Here is a 16,741-nt window from a genome sequence, read left to right as displayed (position 1 = left end):
ACTATACGCAGCGATGCACTTTTATGCAAAGAATACGGAGATCAATCCCGCGGAGGCGGCCGAAGCCTGCGCCTTAGAGTGACCTCCATGGCAAAGATCCATCATTTCCAGGTGACCTTCGACTGCGCGGACCCCGAGCGCGTGGGGCGCTTCTGGTGCGAGGTGCTGGGGTACGTCGCACCGGAGCCGCCGGAGGGTTTCGACTCCTGCGACGCGTACAGCGCCTCGCTGCCGGCGGCGGAGCGGAACACGTGGTTCGCGGCCTCCGACCCCACCGGGGCGGGCCCGCGGATGTACTTCCAGCGCGTCCCCGAGGGCAAGGTCGCCAAGAACCGGCTGCACCTCGATGTCCGGGTGGGCGCCGGGCTCGTGGGCGAGGAGCGGCTCGCCGTCCTCGAGGCCGAGTGCGCGCGGCTCCTTCCGCTCGGCGCCGAGCGCGGCCAGTTGCTGCTCGCCGACGGCGAGAACGAGTCCTGCCTCAACATGCAGGACGTCGAGGGCAACGAGTTCTGCCTCGACTGATGTCCGGGCCGCGGCCCGACCCGGCCGCCCTGTACCCCGAAGTCGCCGCGCACGGCAGCCTCGCCGCCGCCCTGCGGGCCGTGGCGGCGGGCGGGCTCGACGCTGTCCCGCTCAGCTCGCCGGAGAACGAGCCGCTGTACGGCGCGAGCGCCGCCACCACGCTGCCGCACCGCAGGCCCTTGCGGGTCGACGCCCGGCAGTACGAACGGCGCCGGCACATCTCGGGCGACGACTCCTTCCAGTCCCTGCCCGTGCTGGGGGGCGTGACCGACGACCTGGCGCAGGTGGCCCGTGCGGTCCGCGCCTGGCACGACGGGGAGTCACTGGAGGACATTCACCGGGCGGCGCCCTTCGCACGGCCGACGGGCCGCTTCGAGGTGCCGGACCTCGACCCCGGGCGCCTGGTGGAGTCCGAGTGACAGGGCATGCTGCGGGAGGCCGCCGGACTGAAGTACCCGTGGGCGCCCGCATACCGGGCCCTGATCGAGGCGGCGTACGCCGAGCCGGTGCTGCGGGACCTCTACCCGTTCACCAGTCACTGGGCGCTGCGGTTCTCCTCCACGACGCGTCCGCGCCTGACCGTCGTGGGGCCGTGCGTGACCGCGAACGGGGAGGGGGAGTTCGGGGTGGGCCGGGGCTTGATCACCAGTGACCTCGGTGTGTTCGCCTTCGCCCGGGATGCCGTGGCGGCCGCCCTCACCCACGTTCCGGCCGGTCTCGGGCCGGTCGCGCTCGGCGCGGCGCGGCGGTAGCCGCCCGGGCACGTACGCTCGCGCCATGTCAGCGCCCTCCCCCGCCTCCCGTCTGCACCGGGTCGCCGTCCTCGTGCTCGACGGCGCCAAGCCGCTCGACGTCGGAATCCCGGCGCAGGTGTTCACGACCCGGGCGAGCATGCCGTACGAGGTACGAGTGTGCGGCGCGGCCCCCGGCCTGGTGACCGGCGGTGACGGGCTGGCGTACCACGTCACGCACGGCATCGACGCGCTCGGCTGGGCGGACATCGTCTTCGTGCCCGGGTACCGGCAGCCGGACCGGGACGACCCCCCGCGGGCGGTGATCGAGGCACTGGTCGCCGCGCACGGGCGGGGGGCGCGGCTCGCCGCCATCTCCACCGGGGCGTTCGCGCTCGCCGCGACCGGGCTGCTGGACGGCCGCCGCGCCACCACGCACTGGCACTACACGCGGGCCCTCGCGGCGAAGTACCCGCTGATCCGGGTGGACGAGAACGTGCTGTTCGTCGACGAGGGCAGCGTCCTCACCTCGGCCGGCGCCGCCTCCGGGATCGACCTGTGCCTGCACGTCCTGCGCGGCGACCTCGGAGTCGCGGCGTCCAACTACGCGGCCCGGCGCCTCGTCGCGGCCCCGTACCGCAGCGGCGGCCAGGCGCAGTACGTGCCGCGCAGCGTGCCGGAGCCGCTGGGCGAGCGGTTCGCGGCCACCCGCGAGTGGGCGCTGCACCGGCTCGGCGAACCGCTGACCCTCGACGAGCTCGCCCGGCACGCGGCGGTCTCGCCGCGCACGTTCTCGCGGCGGTTCGTCGAGGACACCGGTTACACACCGATGCAGTGGGTGATGCGGGCCCGGATCGACCTGGCGCGCGAGCTCCTCGAACGCTCCGAGCGGGCCGTCGAGCAGATCGCCGCCGACGTGGGGCTCGGGACGGGCGCGAATCTGCGGCTGCACTTCCAGCGCATCCTGGGCACCACGCCGAGCGAGTACCGGCGCACCTTCACCCGGGGCGAATAGAAGACCCCCACCGGGGCGAACAGCGCATATCCGCACCCGTGAGCGGCTGGCGGGATCCTTGCGGACCGTGGCGATCACGCCGCTGTCACCGGACCGCGGCGAGCGCGATCGTGGAGGGCGAAGAGAGAAGGGACATCTCACATGACTCGCATCGCCATCAACGGTTTCGGCCGCATCGGACGCAACGTGCTGCGCGCGCTGCTCGAACGTGACAGCGACCTCGACCTGGTCGCCGTCAACGACCTCTCGGAGCCCGCCACCCTCGCCCGGCTGCTGGCGTTCGACACCACCGCCGGCCGGCTGGGCCGTCCGGTCACCGTGGACGGGGACACCCTCGTGGTCGACGGCCGCCGCATCAAGGTGCTCGCCGAACGGGAGCCGGCGCGCCTTCCCTGGGCGGAGCTGGGCGTCGACATCGCCGTGGAGGCGACCGGCCGCTTCACCTCGGCGAAGGCGGCCCGCGCCCACCTCGACGCCGGTGCGAAGCGGGTGCTGGTCGCCGCGCCGTCGGACGGCGCGGACGTGACGCTCGCGTACGGGGTGAACAGCGACGCGTACGACCCCGAGCTGCACACGATCGTCTCGAACGCCTCCTGCACCACCAACGCGCTCGCGCCGCTGGCCTCGGTGCTCGACGATCTCGCGGGCATCGAGCACGGTTTCATGACGACCGTGCACGCCTACACGCAGGAGCAGAACCTCCAGGACGGCCCGCACCGCGACGCCCGCCGCGCCCGCGCCGCCGGCGTCAACATCGTGCCGACCACGACCGGCGCCGCCAAGGCGATCGGCCTGGTGCTCCCCCGCCTGGAGGGCAAGCTCTCGGGCGACTCGATCCGCGTACCGGTGCCGGTGGGTTCGATCGTCGAGCTGAACACCACCGTGGCCCGGGACGTGACGCGCGATCAGGTGCTGGAGGCGTACCGGGCGGCGGCCGAGGGCCCGCTGGCGGGCGTACTCGAATACTCCGAGGACCCGCTCGTGTCGGCCGACATCACCGGCAACCCCGCGTCCTCCATCTTCGACTCGGAGCTCACCAGGGTCGACGGACGCCACATCAAGGTGTCCGCCTGGTACGACAACGAGTGGGGCTTCTCCAACCGGGTGATCGACACCCTCACCCTGCTGGCCGGCCGCTAGCCCTGTCCGCTGAAGCCCGAGGGCCCGTACCGCCGTCGCGGTACGGGCCCTCGCACGGATCCGCGGGCGTCAGGCGCGCTCGTCCCGCGCCTTCGCCTCGCGCTCGGCGTTGCGCTCCTTGATGCGGACGTTCTCCTTGCGGACGTCCGCCTGGGTGGCGCGCTCCTTCTGCAGCCACTCGGGGTTGTCCTGCTTCAGGGCGTCGATCTGCTCGGTGGTCAGGGGCTCGGTGACCCCGCCGCGGGCCAGGCCCGAGATGGAGACGCCCAGCTTGGACGCGACGACCGGGCGGGGGTGCGGGCCGTTGCTCCGCAGGTCGAGCAGCCACTGGGGCGGGTCGGCCTGGAGGGCCGCCAGCTCGGCGCGCGAGATGACACCCTCCTGGAATTCGGCGGGGGTGGCGTCGAGGTACACACCCAGCTTCTTCGCCGCGGTCGCGGGCTTCATCGTCTGGGCGGTCTGGTGGGACTTCATGAGGTCAAGGGTATCCAGCGCGTGCGGCGCCCTCGACCACGGCCGGTAACCTGGCGGGGTGACAGGCCCGGAAGCAACCCCTTCGTTCCGGCTGGCGTACGTCCCCGGAGTGACCCCCACCAAATGGGTCCGGATCTGGAACGAGCGCCTGCCCGGCATCCCCCTGACCCTCGTCCAGGTGCCCGCCGCCGAGGCCCAGGGCCTGCTGCGGGCCGGCGAGGCCGACGCGGGGTTCCTGCGGCTGCCGGTCGACGGCACGGATCTCAGCGCGATCCCCCTGTACACGGAGACGACCGTCGTCGTGATCCCCAAGGACCACCTGATCGCGGCGGTCGACGAGGTGTCCGTCGCGGAGCTGGCCGACGAGATCGTGCTGCATCCGCTGGACGACTGCCTGGACTGGGAGCGGCTGCCCGGCCGCCCGGCGGCCGAGCGGCCGGCGACCACGGCGGACGCCGTCGAGCTGGTGGCGGCCGGCATCGGCGTCCTGGTCGTGCCGCAGTCGCTGGCCCGGCTGCACCACCGCAAGGACCTGACGTACCGGACGCTGACGGACGCGCCCGAGTCGCGGATCGCCCTGTCGTGGCCGCAGGAGAAGACCACCGACCGGGTGGAGGACTTCATCGGCATCGTCCGCGGCCGGACCGTGAACAGCTCGCGCGGCCGCGCGGGGGCGGCGCCCGCCTCGCCGGAGAAGGCGAAGGCGAAGGACAAGCCGAAGCGCGCTTCCGGTACGGGGGCGGGCAAGGGCTCCCGTGGCGGTGCGGGCGGTTCCGGCGGGGTCAAGGGCGCCAGGAGTTCCAAGGGCGCGCGCGGCGCCATCGCCAAGCGCGGCAAGCCTCGCCGGAGGCCGTGACCACGTCGTTGTCAGAGCCCCCTGGCAGCATCGGGGGGCATGGAACACATCGAACGCCCGATGCCGCCCCTCGACGCCGACGAGCGCACCGGCCTGGAGAGCTGGCTCGACTTCTACCGCGCCACCGTGGCCCTGAAGTGCGAGGGCCTCACGGACGAGCAGGCGCGCAGCGCCTCCGTACCGCCGTCGGCACTGACACCGATGGGGCTCGTCCAGCACCTCGCCGAGGTCGAGCGGAACTGGTTCCGCCGGATCATGAACGGTGAGGACGTGCCGCCGCTGTACGACCCGCCTGCCGGTCCCGGGGTCCACAGCGGGGGGTTCGGCCTTCCCGCCGACGCCACCTTCGCCGGGGCCCTGGCGGTCTGGCAGGAGGAGATCGCGGTGTCCCGCGCGGTGTGCGCCGGGCGGTCGCTGGAGGACTCGGCGCCCTTCATGGGCGGCCGGGTGAACCTCCGCTGGGTCCACCACCACATGATCGGCGAGTACGCCCGGCACAGCGGTCACGCCGATCTGCTGCGCGAGCGGATCGACGGAACGACCGGCGTCTGACGGGCCGGGTTTCCGGGTCGCTCCGGTGAGATGTCAGGATGGATCCATGACGAGCCAGGTATTTTTCGACATCACCATCAACGACGAGCCCGCCGGGCGGATCGTGTTCAATCTGTTCGACGACATCGTTCCCAAGACCGCCGAGAACTTCCGGCAGCTGGCCACCGGCCAGAACGGCTACGGCTACAAGGGCTCCTCCTTCCACCGGGTCATCCCGGAGTTCATGCTCCAGGGCGGCGACTTCACCCGCGGTGACGGCACCGGCGGCAAGAGCATCTACGGCGAGAAGTTCGCCGACGAGAACTTCCAGCTGAAGCACACCAAGCCCGGCCTGCTCTCGATGGCCAACGCCGGCCCGAACTCGAACGGTTCGCAGTTCTTCATCACGACCATCGTGACGTCCTGGCTGGACGGCAAGCACGTCGTCTTCGGCGAGGTCGCCGACGAGGACAGCATGGTCCTGGTCAAGCGCATCGAGTCCCTCGGCTCGCAGAGCGGCCGCACCAAGGCGAAGGTCACCATCGCCGACTCCGGGATCCTCTGACCCCGGATCTCCGGCACAGCCGAACAGAACGCGCCGCCCGGCATTCCGACGGGCGGCGCGTTCTGTCGTTCCGGCGCCGACGACCCGTGCGCTGTCAACTGACAGTTGACATCAGGATACTGTCAACTTACGGTTGACACATGACGAATCCCGTAGTCCCGTCGCAGCCCGTCCGCCTCGACGACCTGATCGACGCCATCAAGAAGGTCCACTCCGACGCCCTCGACCAGCTCCAGGACGCCGTCATCGCCGCCGACCACCTCGGTGACGTCGCCGACCACCTCATCGGCCACTTCGTCGACCAGGCACGCCGCTCCGGCGCCTCCTGGACCGACATCGGCAGGAGCATGGGCGTGACCCGCCAGGCCGCACAGAAGCGGTTCGTCGCCAAGGCCCCGGCGAGGGCACCGACCTCGACCCGAGCCAGGGCTTCGGCCGCTTCACCGCGCGCGCCAAGAACGTGGTGATGGCGGCCCAGAACGAGGCACGGGCGGCCGGCAACCCCGAGATCGGCACCGCGCACCTCGTCCTCGGCCTGATCGGCGAGCCCGAGGGCCTGGCGGCGGCGTTCATCAAGGCGCAGGACGTGGCCCTGGACACCGTCCGGCAGGCGGCCACCGCCGCGCTCCCTGCGGCCACCGACGGCGAGATCCCCGAGCTGATCCCGTACAACGCCGACGCGCGCAAGGCGCTGGAGCTGACCTTCCGCGAGGCCCTGCGGATGGGGCACAACTACGTCGGCACCGAGCACATCCTGCTCGCCCTGCTGGAGCACGAGGACGGCTCCGGCGTGCTCAGCGGTCTCGGCATCGACAAGGCGGCCGCCGAGCAGGCGATCGCCGAGGCGCTCGCGATCCTCACCGCCGGACAGGCGAAGCTCCAGGCACCCGGCCAGGAGGGGTGACCTCCGTGCGGTGGAACCGCACCGGCGGCTGAACGTGTCGCACCGGCCGCCCCCCGTACCCGGCTCTACGTTCTCGGCGTGAGTACGTATGAGGCAGGGGCAGGGCGGCGCAGACGGCTCCTCCGGCTCGGTGAGTGGTGCGCCCGCCATTGCGTGGTGGTCCTCGTCCTGTGGCTGCTGGCGCTCGGCGGGCTGCACGTCCTCCAGAGCGCCTTCGGAGGCACGTACTCCGACGACTTCGACCTGTCGGGTACGCAGTCCAGCACCGGCGCCGACCTGCTGCGGGCACACGACCCGGCCGCCGGCGGCACCGGCGCCCAGGTGGTCCTGCACGACGCGCAGAAACCGCTGACCGATGTGAGCACCCAGGTCGACCTGTGCCGCGCTCATCATGGTCAGCGTCTTCGCGGCGTTCATCCTCAGCGACGACGTCGTGGTCAAGATGCTGGGCCTGGGCCTGGCGGTCAGCGTGCTCATCGATGCCACGGTCGTACGGCTGCTGCTGGCCCCGGCGGTGATGACGCTGCTGGGGCGCGGGGCGTGGTGGGCGCCGCGGTGGCTGGACCGGGTGCTGCCGCACATCGACACGGAGGGGGTCAGTGAGGCCCCGTCTCCAGGCGCAGGCTCCAGCGGCGGGGCAGGCCGGTGAGGGTGACGGTGGCGAGCGGGCTGATGTCGACGTTCCAGTACGAGGACGGCGGGGCCTTCAGCGCGTAGACGAGGGCGGCCCGCACGACGGCGGGTTCGGCGACGGCGACGATCGCGCCGTCGTACACGGGACGGGTGTCCAGCCAGCCGCCTATCCGGGAGATGAACGCGAGCAGCGGTTCGCCGCCGTGCGGCGCGGAGCGCGGGTCCGCCAGCCAGGCGTCCACGGCCGCGGGTTCCCGGGCGGTGACCTCGGCGAGGGTGTGACCCCGCCACCGGCCCATGTCGCAGTCGCGCAGGGCCGGCTGGACGAGCGGGTGGAAGCCGAGCGCCTCGCCGGTGGCGCGGCTGCGCGGCGTCGGCGAGCAGTAGCGCATCTCGGCGGCTCCGAGGTACATCAGCGCGGGAGCCGCGAAGCGCGCGGCGTGCCAGCCGGCCTCGTCGAGCGGCCGGTCGTCGTCGAAACGCTCGGCGAGCAGGGAGGAACTGCGCGCTGCGGCGACGAGCGAGACGCGAACGGTCATGGCCGTGATCGTGGGGCGGAACGCGACCCGGGTCAAGAGGTCGTTCGGGCACACCTACCCCGGAGTAGGCGCGGTGGCGGCCGGGGTCCCCTCCCACGCGGTACGCAGCCGGCGCACGCCCTCCGTGATCTCTGCCGGGCCCGCGACCGAGACGAAGCTCAGCCTGATGTGCGGGGCCGGGGGCTCGGCGGAGAAGTACGGGCGCCCCGGGGCGACGGCCACCCCCGCGCGCAGCGCCGACTGGACCGTGGCGGACTCGTCCGTGCCGGCCTCGGAGCCGGGCAGGCCCAGCCAGAGGTAGCCGCCGCCGGCCGGGATGTGCGGCAGCCCGAGTCCGGGCAGGGCCTCCCGGAGCGCGGCCGTCATCGCCGTGCGCCGGGCGCCGAGTCCGACGGAGACGGCGCGCAGGTGCCGGGACCAGGCGGGCGAGCCGACGAGTTCGAGGGCGGCCTCCTGGAGCGGCCGGGGTACGAAGAAGCTGTCGACGATCTGGATGGCCCGCAGCCTCTCCAGGGCCGGGCCGCGTGCGGCGAGCGCGCCCACCCGCAGGCTGGGCGAGGCGGCCTTGGTGAGCGAGCGGGTGTGGACGACGACTCCGTCCGGATCGTCGGCGGCGAGCGGCCGGGGCAGCGGGCCCGCGTCGTCGTGGGCGAGGAGGCGGGCGAAGTCGTCCTCGATGACGAAGGCTCCGGCCTCCCGGGCGATCCGGACGATCTCGGGGCGCCGGGCCTCGGAGAGCACCGTGCCCGTCGGGTTCTGGAAGAGGGGCTGGCAGACGAAGACGCGGGCACCGGTGGCGTGGAAGGCGGCGGCGAGCAGGTCGGGGCGGACGCCGTCGGTGTCCACGGGGACGGGCACCGGCCGCAGCCCGGCCGCCCGGGCGGCCGCCAGCATGCCGGGGTAGGTGGGCGACTCGACGAGCACGGGCGCGCCGGGCGGCGCGAGGGCCCGCAGTGCGGTGGCCAGGGCGCTCTGTCCGCCGGCGGTGATCAGCACGTCGGCGGCGCCGTGGGCGGGGCCGATGCCGCGGGCGAACCAGGCGCGGAGTTCGGTGAGCCCGTCGAGGGGCGGGCGGCTCCAGGCGCCGGGGCGGCGGCCGGCCCGGGTCAGGGCGGCGGCCAGGGCCCGTTCGGGCTGGAGCGAGGCGTGCAGGTAGCCGCCGTTGAACTCGATGACGCCGGTGGGCGGGGCGGCGAGGCTGGCCAGAAGGCCGGAGACGTCGACGCTGCGGGGCACCGCCTCCGGGGAGCCGTCGCCGCTGAGCGAGACCTCCTGCCAGGAGGTGTCACCGGCCGGGGGTCCCGCCTGGGCGCGCGGCCTGGCGCGGTAGGAGCCGGAGCCGGGGCGGGTGACGACGAGTCCTTCGGCGGCGAGCTGGGCGACGGCCCGCGACACGGTGACGGGACTGGCCCGGAAGCGTTCGACGAGCGCCCGGCTGGGCGGCAGCTTCTCGCCCGGGGAGTAGCGGTCCAGCTCCGCCCGTAGAGATGCGACCAGGTCCGCGACGCTGCTACGCTCATGCATGAGAGCAAAGAGTAGCGCTACTGCGCCCCATACGATAGCGGTCGCTCCCGTCGAGGGCCGCCCGATCCCTTCGGTCCCGGCCCGGCGGGGCACGCTGCTCGCGCTGCTGGGCGTGGTGACGTTCTCGTTGACCTTCCCGTCGACCGCGTGGGGCCTGGAGAGCTTCGGCCCCTGGTCGCTGGTGGCGCTGCGCAGCCTGCTCGCGGCGGCGCTGTCCGGCGGTCTCCTCCTCGCGGGTCGGGTGCGGGTGCCGGCCCGCGAGCACTGGGTGGGGATCGCCGTGGTGGCGGGCGGGGTGGTGGTCGGCTTCCCGCTGCTGACGACGCTGGCGCTGCGGACTTCGACGACCTCGCACGCCGCGGTGGTCGTGGGGCTGCTTCCGCTGACCACGGCGGTCTTCTCCTCGCTGCGGACCGGGACGCGCCCGCCGCGCGCGTTCTGGGCGGCGGCGGTGGCCGGGGCGGCCGTGGTGATCGCCTTCACCGTGGCGCAGAGCGGCGGGGAGCTGTCGGCCGGCGATCTGTACCTGTTCGGCGCGCTGCTGGTGTGCGCGGCCGGGTACACCGAGGGCGGCAGGCTGGCGAAGGTGATGCCGGGCTGGCAGGTGACCGGCTGGGCGCTGATCCTCACGCTGCCGCTCAACCTGGCGGGCGCCGCCGTCGCGCTGGCGTACGAGCCGGTGCGGCTGGGCGTGCACGGGGTCGTCGGGCTGGTCTGGGTGTCGGCCGTCTCCACGTTCCTCGGGCTGTACGTCTGGTACCGGGGGATGGCGGAGATCGGGGTGGCGCGGGCCAGTCAGCTCCAGCTGGCCCAGCCGCTGCTGACCCTGTTCTGGTCGTTCTTCCTGCTGGGCGAGGAGGTCGCGGCGGCGGCCCCGGTGGCCGCGGTCGCGGTGCTGGTCTGCATCGCGCTCACCCAGCGGGCCGCCCGTACCCGGTCATAGACTGGCGGCAGCACGGCAGCACGCCACCCCCGAGGAGGTCGCTCCCGATGGAGGCACACAAGGGCGACCGGCTGCTGACGCACGGCAGGACCGTGGGCCAGCACGACCGGGTCGCGGAGGTCGTCGAAGTGCTCGGTGACGGGGGTACTCCCCCGTACCGCGTCCGCTTCGACGACGGACACGAACATCTGCTCGCACCGGGCCCCGACACCGTCGTCCAGCACACCGGCTGCGCGGCGGGCCGGGACCCGGACGTCACGTAAGCGCTAACGCGGCGGCCGCGCCCGCGTCCGGTAGTGGTCGGCGACCACCCGGCCCATCGCGCCGATCCGGTCCGCGGCCACGCTGTTCGCCGAGAAGTAGGCGTGTCCGCGGACCTGGTCGTGCCCGGCCGCGAGGTCGATGTGACGGGACAGCTCCGCCGGGTCCTGCCAGGCCGCGGGCTGGGCCGGATCGCCGCACTTGTACAGGGCTTCGCCGATGAACAGGTCGACGCCCGTGCCGCGTACCGTCTCGGACCACCACGGTACGAGGGCCGCGTAGTCGGCCGCCGGGTTGCCGATGTGCCAGTACAGCTGCGGGACGACGTAGTCCAGCCAGCCCTTCCTGATCCAGCCCCGGGTGTCCGCGTACAGGTCGTCGTACGTCTGCACCCCGGCCCGGGTGGGCGAGCCCGCCGGGTCCGTGTCCGCGTTGCGCCAGACGCCGAAGGGGCTGATACCGAACCGGACGCCCGGCTTCAGCGTCTTGAGGCGCTCGGACATCTCGCGCACCAGCCGGTCCGTGTTGTCGCGGCGCCAGGCGGCCCGGTCGGGGAAGCCGGCGCCGTACTTCTCGTAGGCGGGGCCGTCCGCGAAGCTCTGGCCGGCCACCGGGTACGGGTAGAAGTAGTCGTCCCAGTGCACGGCGTCGATGTCGTAGCGGCGGACCGCGTCGAGCATCGCGTCCTGGACGAAGGCACGGACCTCGGGCAGGCCCGGGTTGTAGTAGAGCCTGCCGCCGTACGGCAGCACCCAGCCGGGGTTGCGGCGCGCGGGGTGGGAGGCGGTCAGGCGCGAGGGGTCGGTGTGGTTCGCGACCCGGTACGGGTTGAACCAGGCGTGCAGCTCCAGACCCCGGTCGTGCGCCTCCTGGACGGCGGTGCCCAGCGGGTCCCACCCTGGGTCCTTGCCCTGCGTCCCGGTCAGGTACTCGGCCCACGGTTCGTACGCCGAGGGCCACAGCGCGTCGGCGGTCGGGCGGACCTGGAGGATCACGGCGTTGAGCTTCCGCTCCACGGCCCGGTCGAGGTGGGCGGCCAGCTCGGTCCGCTGCGCGGCGGCGGACAGGCCCGCCCGGGACGGCCAGTCGGTGTTGGCCACGGTCGCGACCCACATCCCGCGCAGCTCCCGCCGCACCACATCGCGCCCGGCGGCCGGGCCGGGCAGGGCCGGCGCCCGGAGCGGCCGCGCGACGGCGTCACCGGCCACCGTCGCCGCTCCCACCGCACCGGCGACCACCCCGGCCGCACCGGTCACGAACCCTCTTCGGGCCATTCCTCGCATCGCGTCGCACCCGCTCTCTCCGCACTCGAACAAATCACTGCAATCCGGGCACCTGGGGTGTCCAGAGCCGAGCATGCACGCCCCGGCCTGCTATCCCTGGTAAGGCGCGGAGTAACGTCGGGGAGTCGTGGTGGAGCCCGGAACCAGACGGAAGCCGCCGAACGGGAAACAGCGAAAGGCACGAGGTGACGGACTCTATGGCCGACATTGCACGCGTCGGAGTGGTGGGCTGCGGCCAGATGGGCGCCGGCATCGCGGAGGTGTGCGCGCGCAGCGGCCTCGACGTCAAGGTGGCCGAGACGACCGGCGAGGCGCTGGAGATAGGGCGCACCCGGCTCCACAACTCGCTGACGAAGGCCGCCGAGCGCGGCAAGATCACGGCGGAGGAGCGCGACGAGACCCTGGGGCGGCTCAGCTTCACCACGGACCTCGGCGAGTTCGCCGACCGTGACCTCGTCATCGAGGCCGTCGTGGAGAACGAGCAGGTCAAGACCGAGATCTTCCAGGTCCTCGACCAGGTGGTGACCCGTCCGGACGCGATCCTCGCCTCCAACACCTCCTCGATCCCGCTGGTGAAGCTGGCCGTCGCCACCTCCCGCCCGGACCAGGTCATCGGCATCCACTTCTTCAACCCGGCGCCCGTGCAGAAGCTCGTCGAGCTGATCCCCGCGCTGACCACGTCGGACGAGACCATCAAGCGCTCGGAGGCCGTGGTCCAGGACGTCCTGGGCAAGCACCCGATCCGCGCGCAGGACCGCTCCGGCTTCGTCGTCAACGCGCTGCTGATCCCGTACCTCCTCTCGGCGATCAGGATGTTCGAGTCGGGCATCGCCAGCCGCGAGGACATCGACAACGGCATGGAGATGGGCTGCGCCCACCCGATGGGCCCGCTGAAGCTCGCGGACCTGATCGGCCTGGACACCGTCGCCTCGGTCGCGGACTCGATGTACGCCGAGTACAAGGAGCCCCTGTACGCCGCTCCCCCGCTGCTCCAGCGGATGGTCGACGCGGGCCGCCTGGGCCGCAAGTCGGGGTCGGGCTTCTACCCGTACGCCTGACCGACCGTCCCATCGGCGGGCCCGGCGCTGCCGCCGGGCCCGCCGGGGTGTCTCCCGGCAACAAACGGAACGGAAACAACAGTGGTGGCCGCTGCCTCGTCGACGACCGAGTCGCCCGCCCGGGGGAGCAACGGCGAGCCCGGAGCGTTACGAGCCTTCCGGGGGCGGCATCGCGTACCCCTCTCGGCCTGCCTGCTCGCGCTGCCGGCGTACGTGCTGTGGGCCGCGTTCCTCGCCACCGGGGGCGGGGACCTGGCCGCGCAGGTCGCCTGGACGCGTTTCGTCGCCGACCACCCGGGATCGCCCTACAGCCTCGGCTGGTACGGGGGCGTGCACGTGGGCAACTACAGCGTTCTGGCCCCGCAGTCGATGGCCCTGCTCGGCGTGCGGACCGTCACCGTGGCCTCGGGCCTGGCCGCCTCGTGGCTCGTGGGCCGCGTCTTCGTGCGCAGCGGGATCCGTCACCCGATGTGGCCCACGCTCCTGGCCGTGCTGTTCCTGTGGGCCGACGTCGCCTCGGGCAGGTCCACCTTCGCGCTGGGCGTCGCCCTGGCCCTGGCCTCGTGCCTGATGGTGACGGGGGACGGTGAACGCCTTGTCGCGGCCGGTGTGTTCAGCGCGCTGGCCACCATGGCCAGCCCGGTGGCCGGGCTCTTCCTCCTCGTGTGCGGTGCGGCCCGGCTCCTCGACCGGGACGTGGGGAAGGCCCTCGTGCTGTGCGCTCCGCCCGCCGCGGTGGTGGGGCTGACGACGCTGCTCTTCCCGTTCGGCGGCGTGATGCCCATGTCCACGAGCGATCTGTGGAAGCCGCTTCTCTTCAGCGCTCTGCTCGCCGCGCTCGCGCCGTCGGAGTGGCGGGCGCTGCGCTTCGGCGCCGGGGTCTACGGACTGGGCGTCCTCCTGTCCGCGTTGCTCCCCACGCCCGTGGGAAGCAACGTCGTCCGGCTGGCCGAAGTGTTCGGCGGCCCGGTGCTGCTCGCCGCGGTGCTCGCCGGCAAGGGGCGTCTGCCGCAGCGGGCGGCGCTCGCCGCCGCGGCCGTGATCTCCGTCCAGTGGGTCACGACGCACACCCTTCACGTCACGAGGATGTCCACACCGGTGCCCGCGTGGGCCACGAAGACGCACGGCGTACGGGCGGCGCTGGAACGGCTGGGGGCGGACCGGGCCCGCGTCGAGGTCGTACCGTCGGTCGACCACCGGGAGACCACCGTGCTGGGCCCCCGTGTGAACCTCGCCCGCGGCTGGAACCGCCAGGTCGACGTGGAGCGCGCCGGCCTCTTCTACGAGGGCCGCTTCTCCCCCGCGAAGTACCGCTCGTGGCTCGACGAATGGGCGGTGAAGTACGTCGTCCTGCCGAACGGCGAGCCCGACTTCGCGGCGGAGGACGAGGCCGCACTCGTCAGGAGCGGCCCCGACTGGCTGAAGCCCGTGTGGCAGGACGCCGAGTGGCGGATCTACGCGGTCGAGAACGCCCGCCCCCTGGCCACCGGCGCCGGCGCGTCCGTGGTGGCCGGCGACAACGCCAGGGTCGTCCTCCGCACCCGGGAAGCGGGGACGGTGAACCTGCGCATCGCCTACTCCCCCTGGCTGCGCACCGACGCCGGCTGCGTCGAACGCGACGGCGACTGGGTGCGCCTCAGGGTGCCGGGCGCCGGGCGGTACGAGATCGACAGCTCGTACCTCGGCCCGTGGCAGAGGCACTGCTGACCACCGTCGCTCCCCCGTCACCGGGTCGTACGTGCGGGGGCCGCTCCGCCCCCGCACGTGCGGAACACGGCTCAGCCCAGCCGTAAGTGGTGCAGCATCATCAGCCCGGCCGCCATGCCCGCGGCCGGGACCTCGCCGCGGGCGATCATGTCGGGGACCAGCTTGAGCGGTATCCACTCGCGGCGCGAGGACTCGAAGGCGTCGCACGGCTCACCCGTCCACTCCGCCTCCTCGCCCCAGTAGAAGTGGTGCCGGGCGTCGGTGAGGCCGTTGGACGGCTCCACGGTCAGCAGCGGGTGGAGCGGGCCGGGGCGCCAGCCGGTCTCCTCCTCCATCTCGCGGGCCGCCGCCACCACCGGTGACTCGCCGTCCTCCACCACGCCCGCCGCCAGCTCCCAGCCCCAGCTGTCGGTGATGAACCGGTGCCGCCACAGCAGCAGCACCTCGTTCGCCGCGTTGACGACGGTGGCCGCGGCCACCGGGCGCAGGCGGATCACGAAGTGGTCGAGCCGGCCGCCGTCGGGGAGTTCGACATCGGCCAGATTGACCCGGAACCAGCGGTTCTCGTACACGAGTTGTTCGTTCAGGTTCGTCCACTGCACAGTTCTGCCACCTTCTGCTGGTAGGTGGCCGTATCGCAGCAGACTTCGGCTCAGAGCGGTACGCGCAGCGCCCCCTCCACGCGTTCGGCGGCTTGCCGCGCCTCGGCGCTGCCGCTGTCGACCAGTTCCGCGCGCACCGCCCGGAGCCGGTCGCGCAGCCGCTGCGACTCCATGCCCCGGACCCGGTCCGCCATCTCGGTGGCCGTCGCCGCCGCCCGGTCCGCCTCGCCCCGGCGCAGCTCGATCGTGGTGAGCATGGCCAGCCGGTGGACCCGGCCCCGGTCGTGCGCGGGCGTCCGGACCGCCGCCACCGCGTGCTCCCGGGCCGCCGGCAGGTCCCCGAGGCTCAGCAGCGCCTCCGCCACCTGCACATCGACCAGGCCCGGCTGCACGTACCCGGTCTCGTCCGGCTCACCACCCGGCCGGATGCGGGCGGCCGCCGACTCGGCGCGGCCGATGCACGTCAGCGCGCCCGTCCGGTCGCCGAGCCGCGCGTACGCCTTGGCCTGCATCGCGTGGAGGTCGGCCGCGAGGGCGGGGGTGATGTCGCGGCCCGCGGCGCGCAGGGCCGCCTCCGCGAAGGCGACGGACTGGCGGTACTCCGCGAGGAACAGCGACTGGTTGACCAGCAGCGCGATCACATAGCCGCCGAGGCCCCGGTCCCCGCTCGCCTTGGCCAGCCGCAGCGCCTGGTGGAAGTAGCGCTGGGCCAGGCCGTGCGCGTCGGAGTCGTAGGCGCAGATCCCCGCGACGGCCACCAGCGCGCCCGTGGCGCGGTGCAGCTGACGGCCCGTCGCGTCGCCGTAGCCGCCGCGCAGCAGCGGGGCGGCACCGGCGTTGAGGAAGCCGACGATGCGCGGACGCGTCGCGATTCCGCCCGCCCTGCGGTACATCAGTTCGTAGTGGTCACGGGCGGCCCGCAGCGTTGCTATGTCTGCCGCGCCGACCCCGGCCGGCCCGGTCCGCGACACATCGGCGTCCTCCGGCGGGTTCTCCCACTCCCAGACGGGCATCACGGCGCCGGTCCCGGTGACGGCCGGGGCGCTGACGACGTGCGGGCGCTGCTGGGCGTCGGAGCGCCACACGGCGGTGGCCCGTTCGACGAAGCCGGGGAGCGAGGAGCCCTGGGCGGGCGGGCTGCCGTCGGGGACCGCCATGCCGATGTCGTCCAGTGAAACGGCCCGGTGCAGGCGGTTTCCCAGCACCTCGCAGATCAGGTCGGGCACCTGGCCGCGCGGGCGCTGGCCCTTCAGCCAGCGGGCGACGGCGGTGTGTTCGTAACGCAGTCCGAGACCGCGCGCACGGCCGGCCCGGTTCACATGGGCGGCCAGTCCGGCCCGGGAGACGCCCGTCTCCTCGATCAGGGCCTCAAGCGCGGTATTGGGCTCCTTGGGCCCCATGTCCCCCTCCGGTGGTTCGGCACGCCTGGACGTGTCGCCCCAGTGGAGCACGA

18 protein-coding genes and 2 pseudogenes are annotated in these 16,741 nt (G+C 73.1%); 14 read left to right on the top strand and 6 right to left on the bottom strand.

The window, feature by feature from the left end; genetic code table 11:
* Positions 1 to 87 precede the first annotated feature (87 nt).
* The 5 genes from BLW14_RS26365 to gap all read left to right on the top strand — a co-directional run bounded on the left by BLW14_RS26365 (position 88) and on the right by gap (position 3,408).
* Entirely contained in the window at positions 88 to 522 is a 435-nt protein-coding gene (locus tag BLW14_RS26365; protein ID WP_093709649.1) for a VOC family protein, read from the top strand.
* The gene (locus tag BLW14_RS35295) at positions 522 to 941 is read left to right on the top strand and encodes a hypothetical protein (RefSeq protein WP_256332883.1); all 420 of its coding nucleotides are present in this window, start codon (positions 522 to 524) and stop codon (positions 939 to 941) included. Before BLW14_RS26365 ends, BLW14_RS35295 begins: the two co-directional genes overlap by 1 nt.
* 6 nt (positions 942 to 947) lie before the next feature.
* The gene (locus BLW14_RS35290; protein ID WP_256332882.1) at positions 948 to 1,274 is read left to right on the top strand and encodes a DUF6193 family natural product biosynthesis protein; all 327 of its coding nucleotides are present in this window, start codon (positions 948 to 950) and stop codon (positions 1,272 to 1,274) included.
* 25 nt (positions 1,275 to 1,299) lie between these two features.
* Positions 1,300 to 2,268 carry a GlxA family transcriptional regulator gene (locus tag BLW14_RS26355; RefSeq protein ID WP_093709648.1) on the top strand — a complete coding sequence of 323 codons (969 nt, stop codon included), beginning with the start codon at positions 1,300 to 1,302 and terminating at the stop codon, positions 2,266 to 2,268.
* A gap of 141 nt (positions 2,269 to 2,409) precedes the next feature.
* Positions 2,410 to 3,408: a type I glyceraldehyde-3-phosphate dehydrogenase gene (gap, locus tag BLW14_RS26350; RefSeq protein WP_093709647.1), complete on the top strand. Its 999-nt coding sequence runs from the start codon at positions 2,410 to 2,412 to the stop codon at positions 3,406 to 3,408.
* A 69-nt stretch (positions 3,409 to 3,477) separates the two neighbouring features.
* Here the strand turns inward: gap and BLW14_RS26345 are convergent, their stop codons facing one another.
* On the bottom strand, positions 3,478 to 3,882 hold the full coding sequence (locus tag BLW14_RS26345; protein ID WP_093709646.1) for a DUF5997 family protein: 405 nt from the start codon (positions 3,880 to 3,882) through the stop codon (positions 3,478 to 3,480).
* A 58-nt stretch (positions 3,883 to 3,940) separates the two neighbouring features.
* Here BLW14_RS26345 and BLW14_RS26340 point away from each other — a divergent pair, with 58 nt between their 5' ends.
* The 5 genes and pseudogenes from BLW14_RS26340 to BLW14_RS26320 form a co-directional block, all read left to right on the top strand.
* Positions 3,941 to 4,738, top strand: coding sequence for a LysR family substrate-binding domain-containing protein (locus BLW14_RS26340; protein WP_177154102.1), 798 nt, complete (start codon positions 3,941 to 3,943; stop codon positions 4,736 to 4,738).
* A 39-nt stretch (positions 4,739 to 4,777) separates the two neighbouring features.
* Positions 4,778 to 5,290 carry a DinB family protein gene (locus tag BLW14_RS26335; protein ID WP_093709644.1) on the top strand — a complete coding sequence of 171 codons (513 nt, stop codon included), beginning with the start codon at positions 4,778 to 4,780 and terminating at the stop codon, positions 5,288 to 5,290.
* Positions 5,291 to 5,336: 46 nt separating this feature from the next.
* A complete protein-coding gene (locus tag BLW14_RS26330) occupies positions 5,337 to 5,834 on the top strand; it encodes a peptidylprolyl isomerase (protein ID WP_093709643.1) in 498 nt (165 codons plus the stop codon).
* Positions 5,835 to 5,974: 140 nt separating this feature from the next.
* Positions 5,975 to 6,738, top strand: a pseudogene (locus BLW14_RS26325) (Clp protease N-terminal domain-containing protein).
* 373 nt (positions 6,739 to 7,111) lie between these two features.
* A pseudogene (locus BLW14_RS26320) lies at positions 7,112 to 7,387 on the top strand (MMPL family transporter); the annotation flags it as partial.
* Here BLW14_RS26320 and BLW14_RS26315 read toward each other — a convergent pair.
* Both BLW14_RS26315 and BLW14_RS26310 read right to left on the bottom strand, forming a co-directional pair.
* Positions 7,335 to 7,910, bottom strand: a complete 576-nt coding sequence (locus tag BLW14_RS26315) for a histidine phosphatase family protein (protein ID WP_093710852.1) — start codon at positions 7,908 to 7,910, stop codon at positions 7,335 to 7,337. The pseudogene BLW14_RS26320 and the gene BLW14_RS26315 overlap by 53 nt on opposite strands.
* Before the next feature lie 54 nt (positions 7,911 to 7,964).
* On the bottom strand, positions 7,965 to 9,434 hold the full coding sequence (locus tag BLW14_RS26310) for an aminotransferase-like domain-containing protein (RefSeq protein WP_093709642.1): 1,470 nt from the start codon (positions 9,432 to 9,434) through the stop codon (positions 7,965 to 7,967).
* Here BLW14_RS26310 and BLW14_RS26305 point away from each other — a divergent pair.
* Positions 9,433 to 10,377: a DMT family transporter gene (locus BLW14_RS26305; protein WP_093709641.1), complete on the top strand. Its 945-nt coding sequence runs from the start codon at positions 9,433 to 9,435 to the stop codon at positions 10,375 to 10,377. The two genes, BLW14_RS26310 and BLW14_RS26305, sit on opposite strands and share 2 nt — an antisense overlap.
* A gap of 47 nt (positions 10,378 to 10,424) precedes the next feature.
* Positions 10,425 to 10,640, top strand: coding sequence for a DUF1918 domain-containing protein (locus tag BLW14_RS26300; RefSeq protein WP_093709640.1), 216 nt, complete (start codon positions 10,425 to 10,427; stop codon positions 10,638 to 10,640).
* Positions 10,641 to 10,643: 3 nt separating this feature from the next.
* Here BLW14_RS26300 and BLW14_RS26295 read toward each other — a convergent pair whose 3' ends face one another.
* Positions 10,644 to 11,894: a glycoside hydrolase family 10-like protein gene (locus BLW14_RS26295; protein ID WP_093709639.1), complete on the bottom strand. Its 1,251-nt coding sequence runs from the start codon at positions 11,892 to 11,894 to the stop codon at positions 10,644 to 10,646.
* A gap of 224 nt (positions 11,895 to 12,118) precedes the next feature.
* On the opposite strand from BLW14_RS26295, the gene BLW14_RS26290 reads away from it, so the two are divergent.
* Positions 12,119 to 12,979, top strand: a complete 861-nt coding sequence (locus BLW14_RS26290; RefSeq protein ID WP_018524141.1) for a 3-hydroxybutyryl-CoA dehydrogenase — start codon at positions 12,119 to 12,121, stop codon at positions 12,977 to 12,979.
* 84 nt (positions 12,980 to 13,063) lie between these two features.
* On the top strand, positions 13,064 to 14,686 hold the full coding sequence (locus BLW14_RS26285) for a hypothetical protein (RefSeq protein WP_256332881.1): 1,623 nt from the start codon (positions 13,064 to 13,066) through the stop codon (positions 14,684 to 14,686).
* Between the two features lie 71 nt (positions 14,687 to 14,757).
* On the opposite strand, the gene BLW14_RS26280 is transcribed toward BLW14_RS26285, so the two are convergent.
* Both BLW14_RS26280 and BLW14_RS26275 read right to left on the bottom strand, forming a co-directional pair.
* On the bottom strand, positions 14,758 to 15,288 hold the full coding sequence (locus BLW14_RS26280; RefSeq protein WP_093709638.1) for an NUDIX hydrolase: 531 nt from the start codon (positions 15,286 to 15,288) through the stop codon (positions 14,758 to 14,760).
* Positions 15,289 to 15,338: 50 nt separating this feature from the next.
* The gene (locus tag BLW14_RS26275; RefSeq protein WP_093709637.1) at positions 15,339 to 16,688 is read right to left on the bottom strand and encodes an NsdA family TPR-like regulatory protein; all 1,350 of its coding nucleotides are present in this window, start codon (positions 16,686 to 16,688) and stop codon (positions 15,339 to 15,341) included.
* Between the last annotated feature and the right edge of the window lie 53 nt (positions 16,689 to 16,741).

Origin of the sequence: Streptomyces sp. 2131.1, assembly GCF_900105515.1 — a bacterium.
Lineage (GTDB): Bacteria > Actinomycetota > Actinomycetes > Streptomycetales > Streptomycetaceae > Streptomyces > Streptomyces drozdowiczii.
Note: the sequence above shows the minus strand (reverse complement) of the source record. Positions and strands in the feature narration are given on the sequence as shown.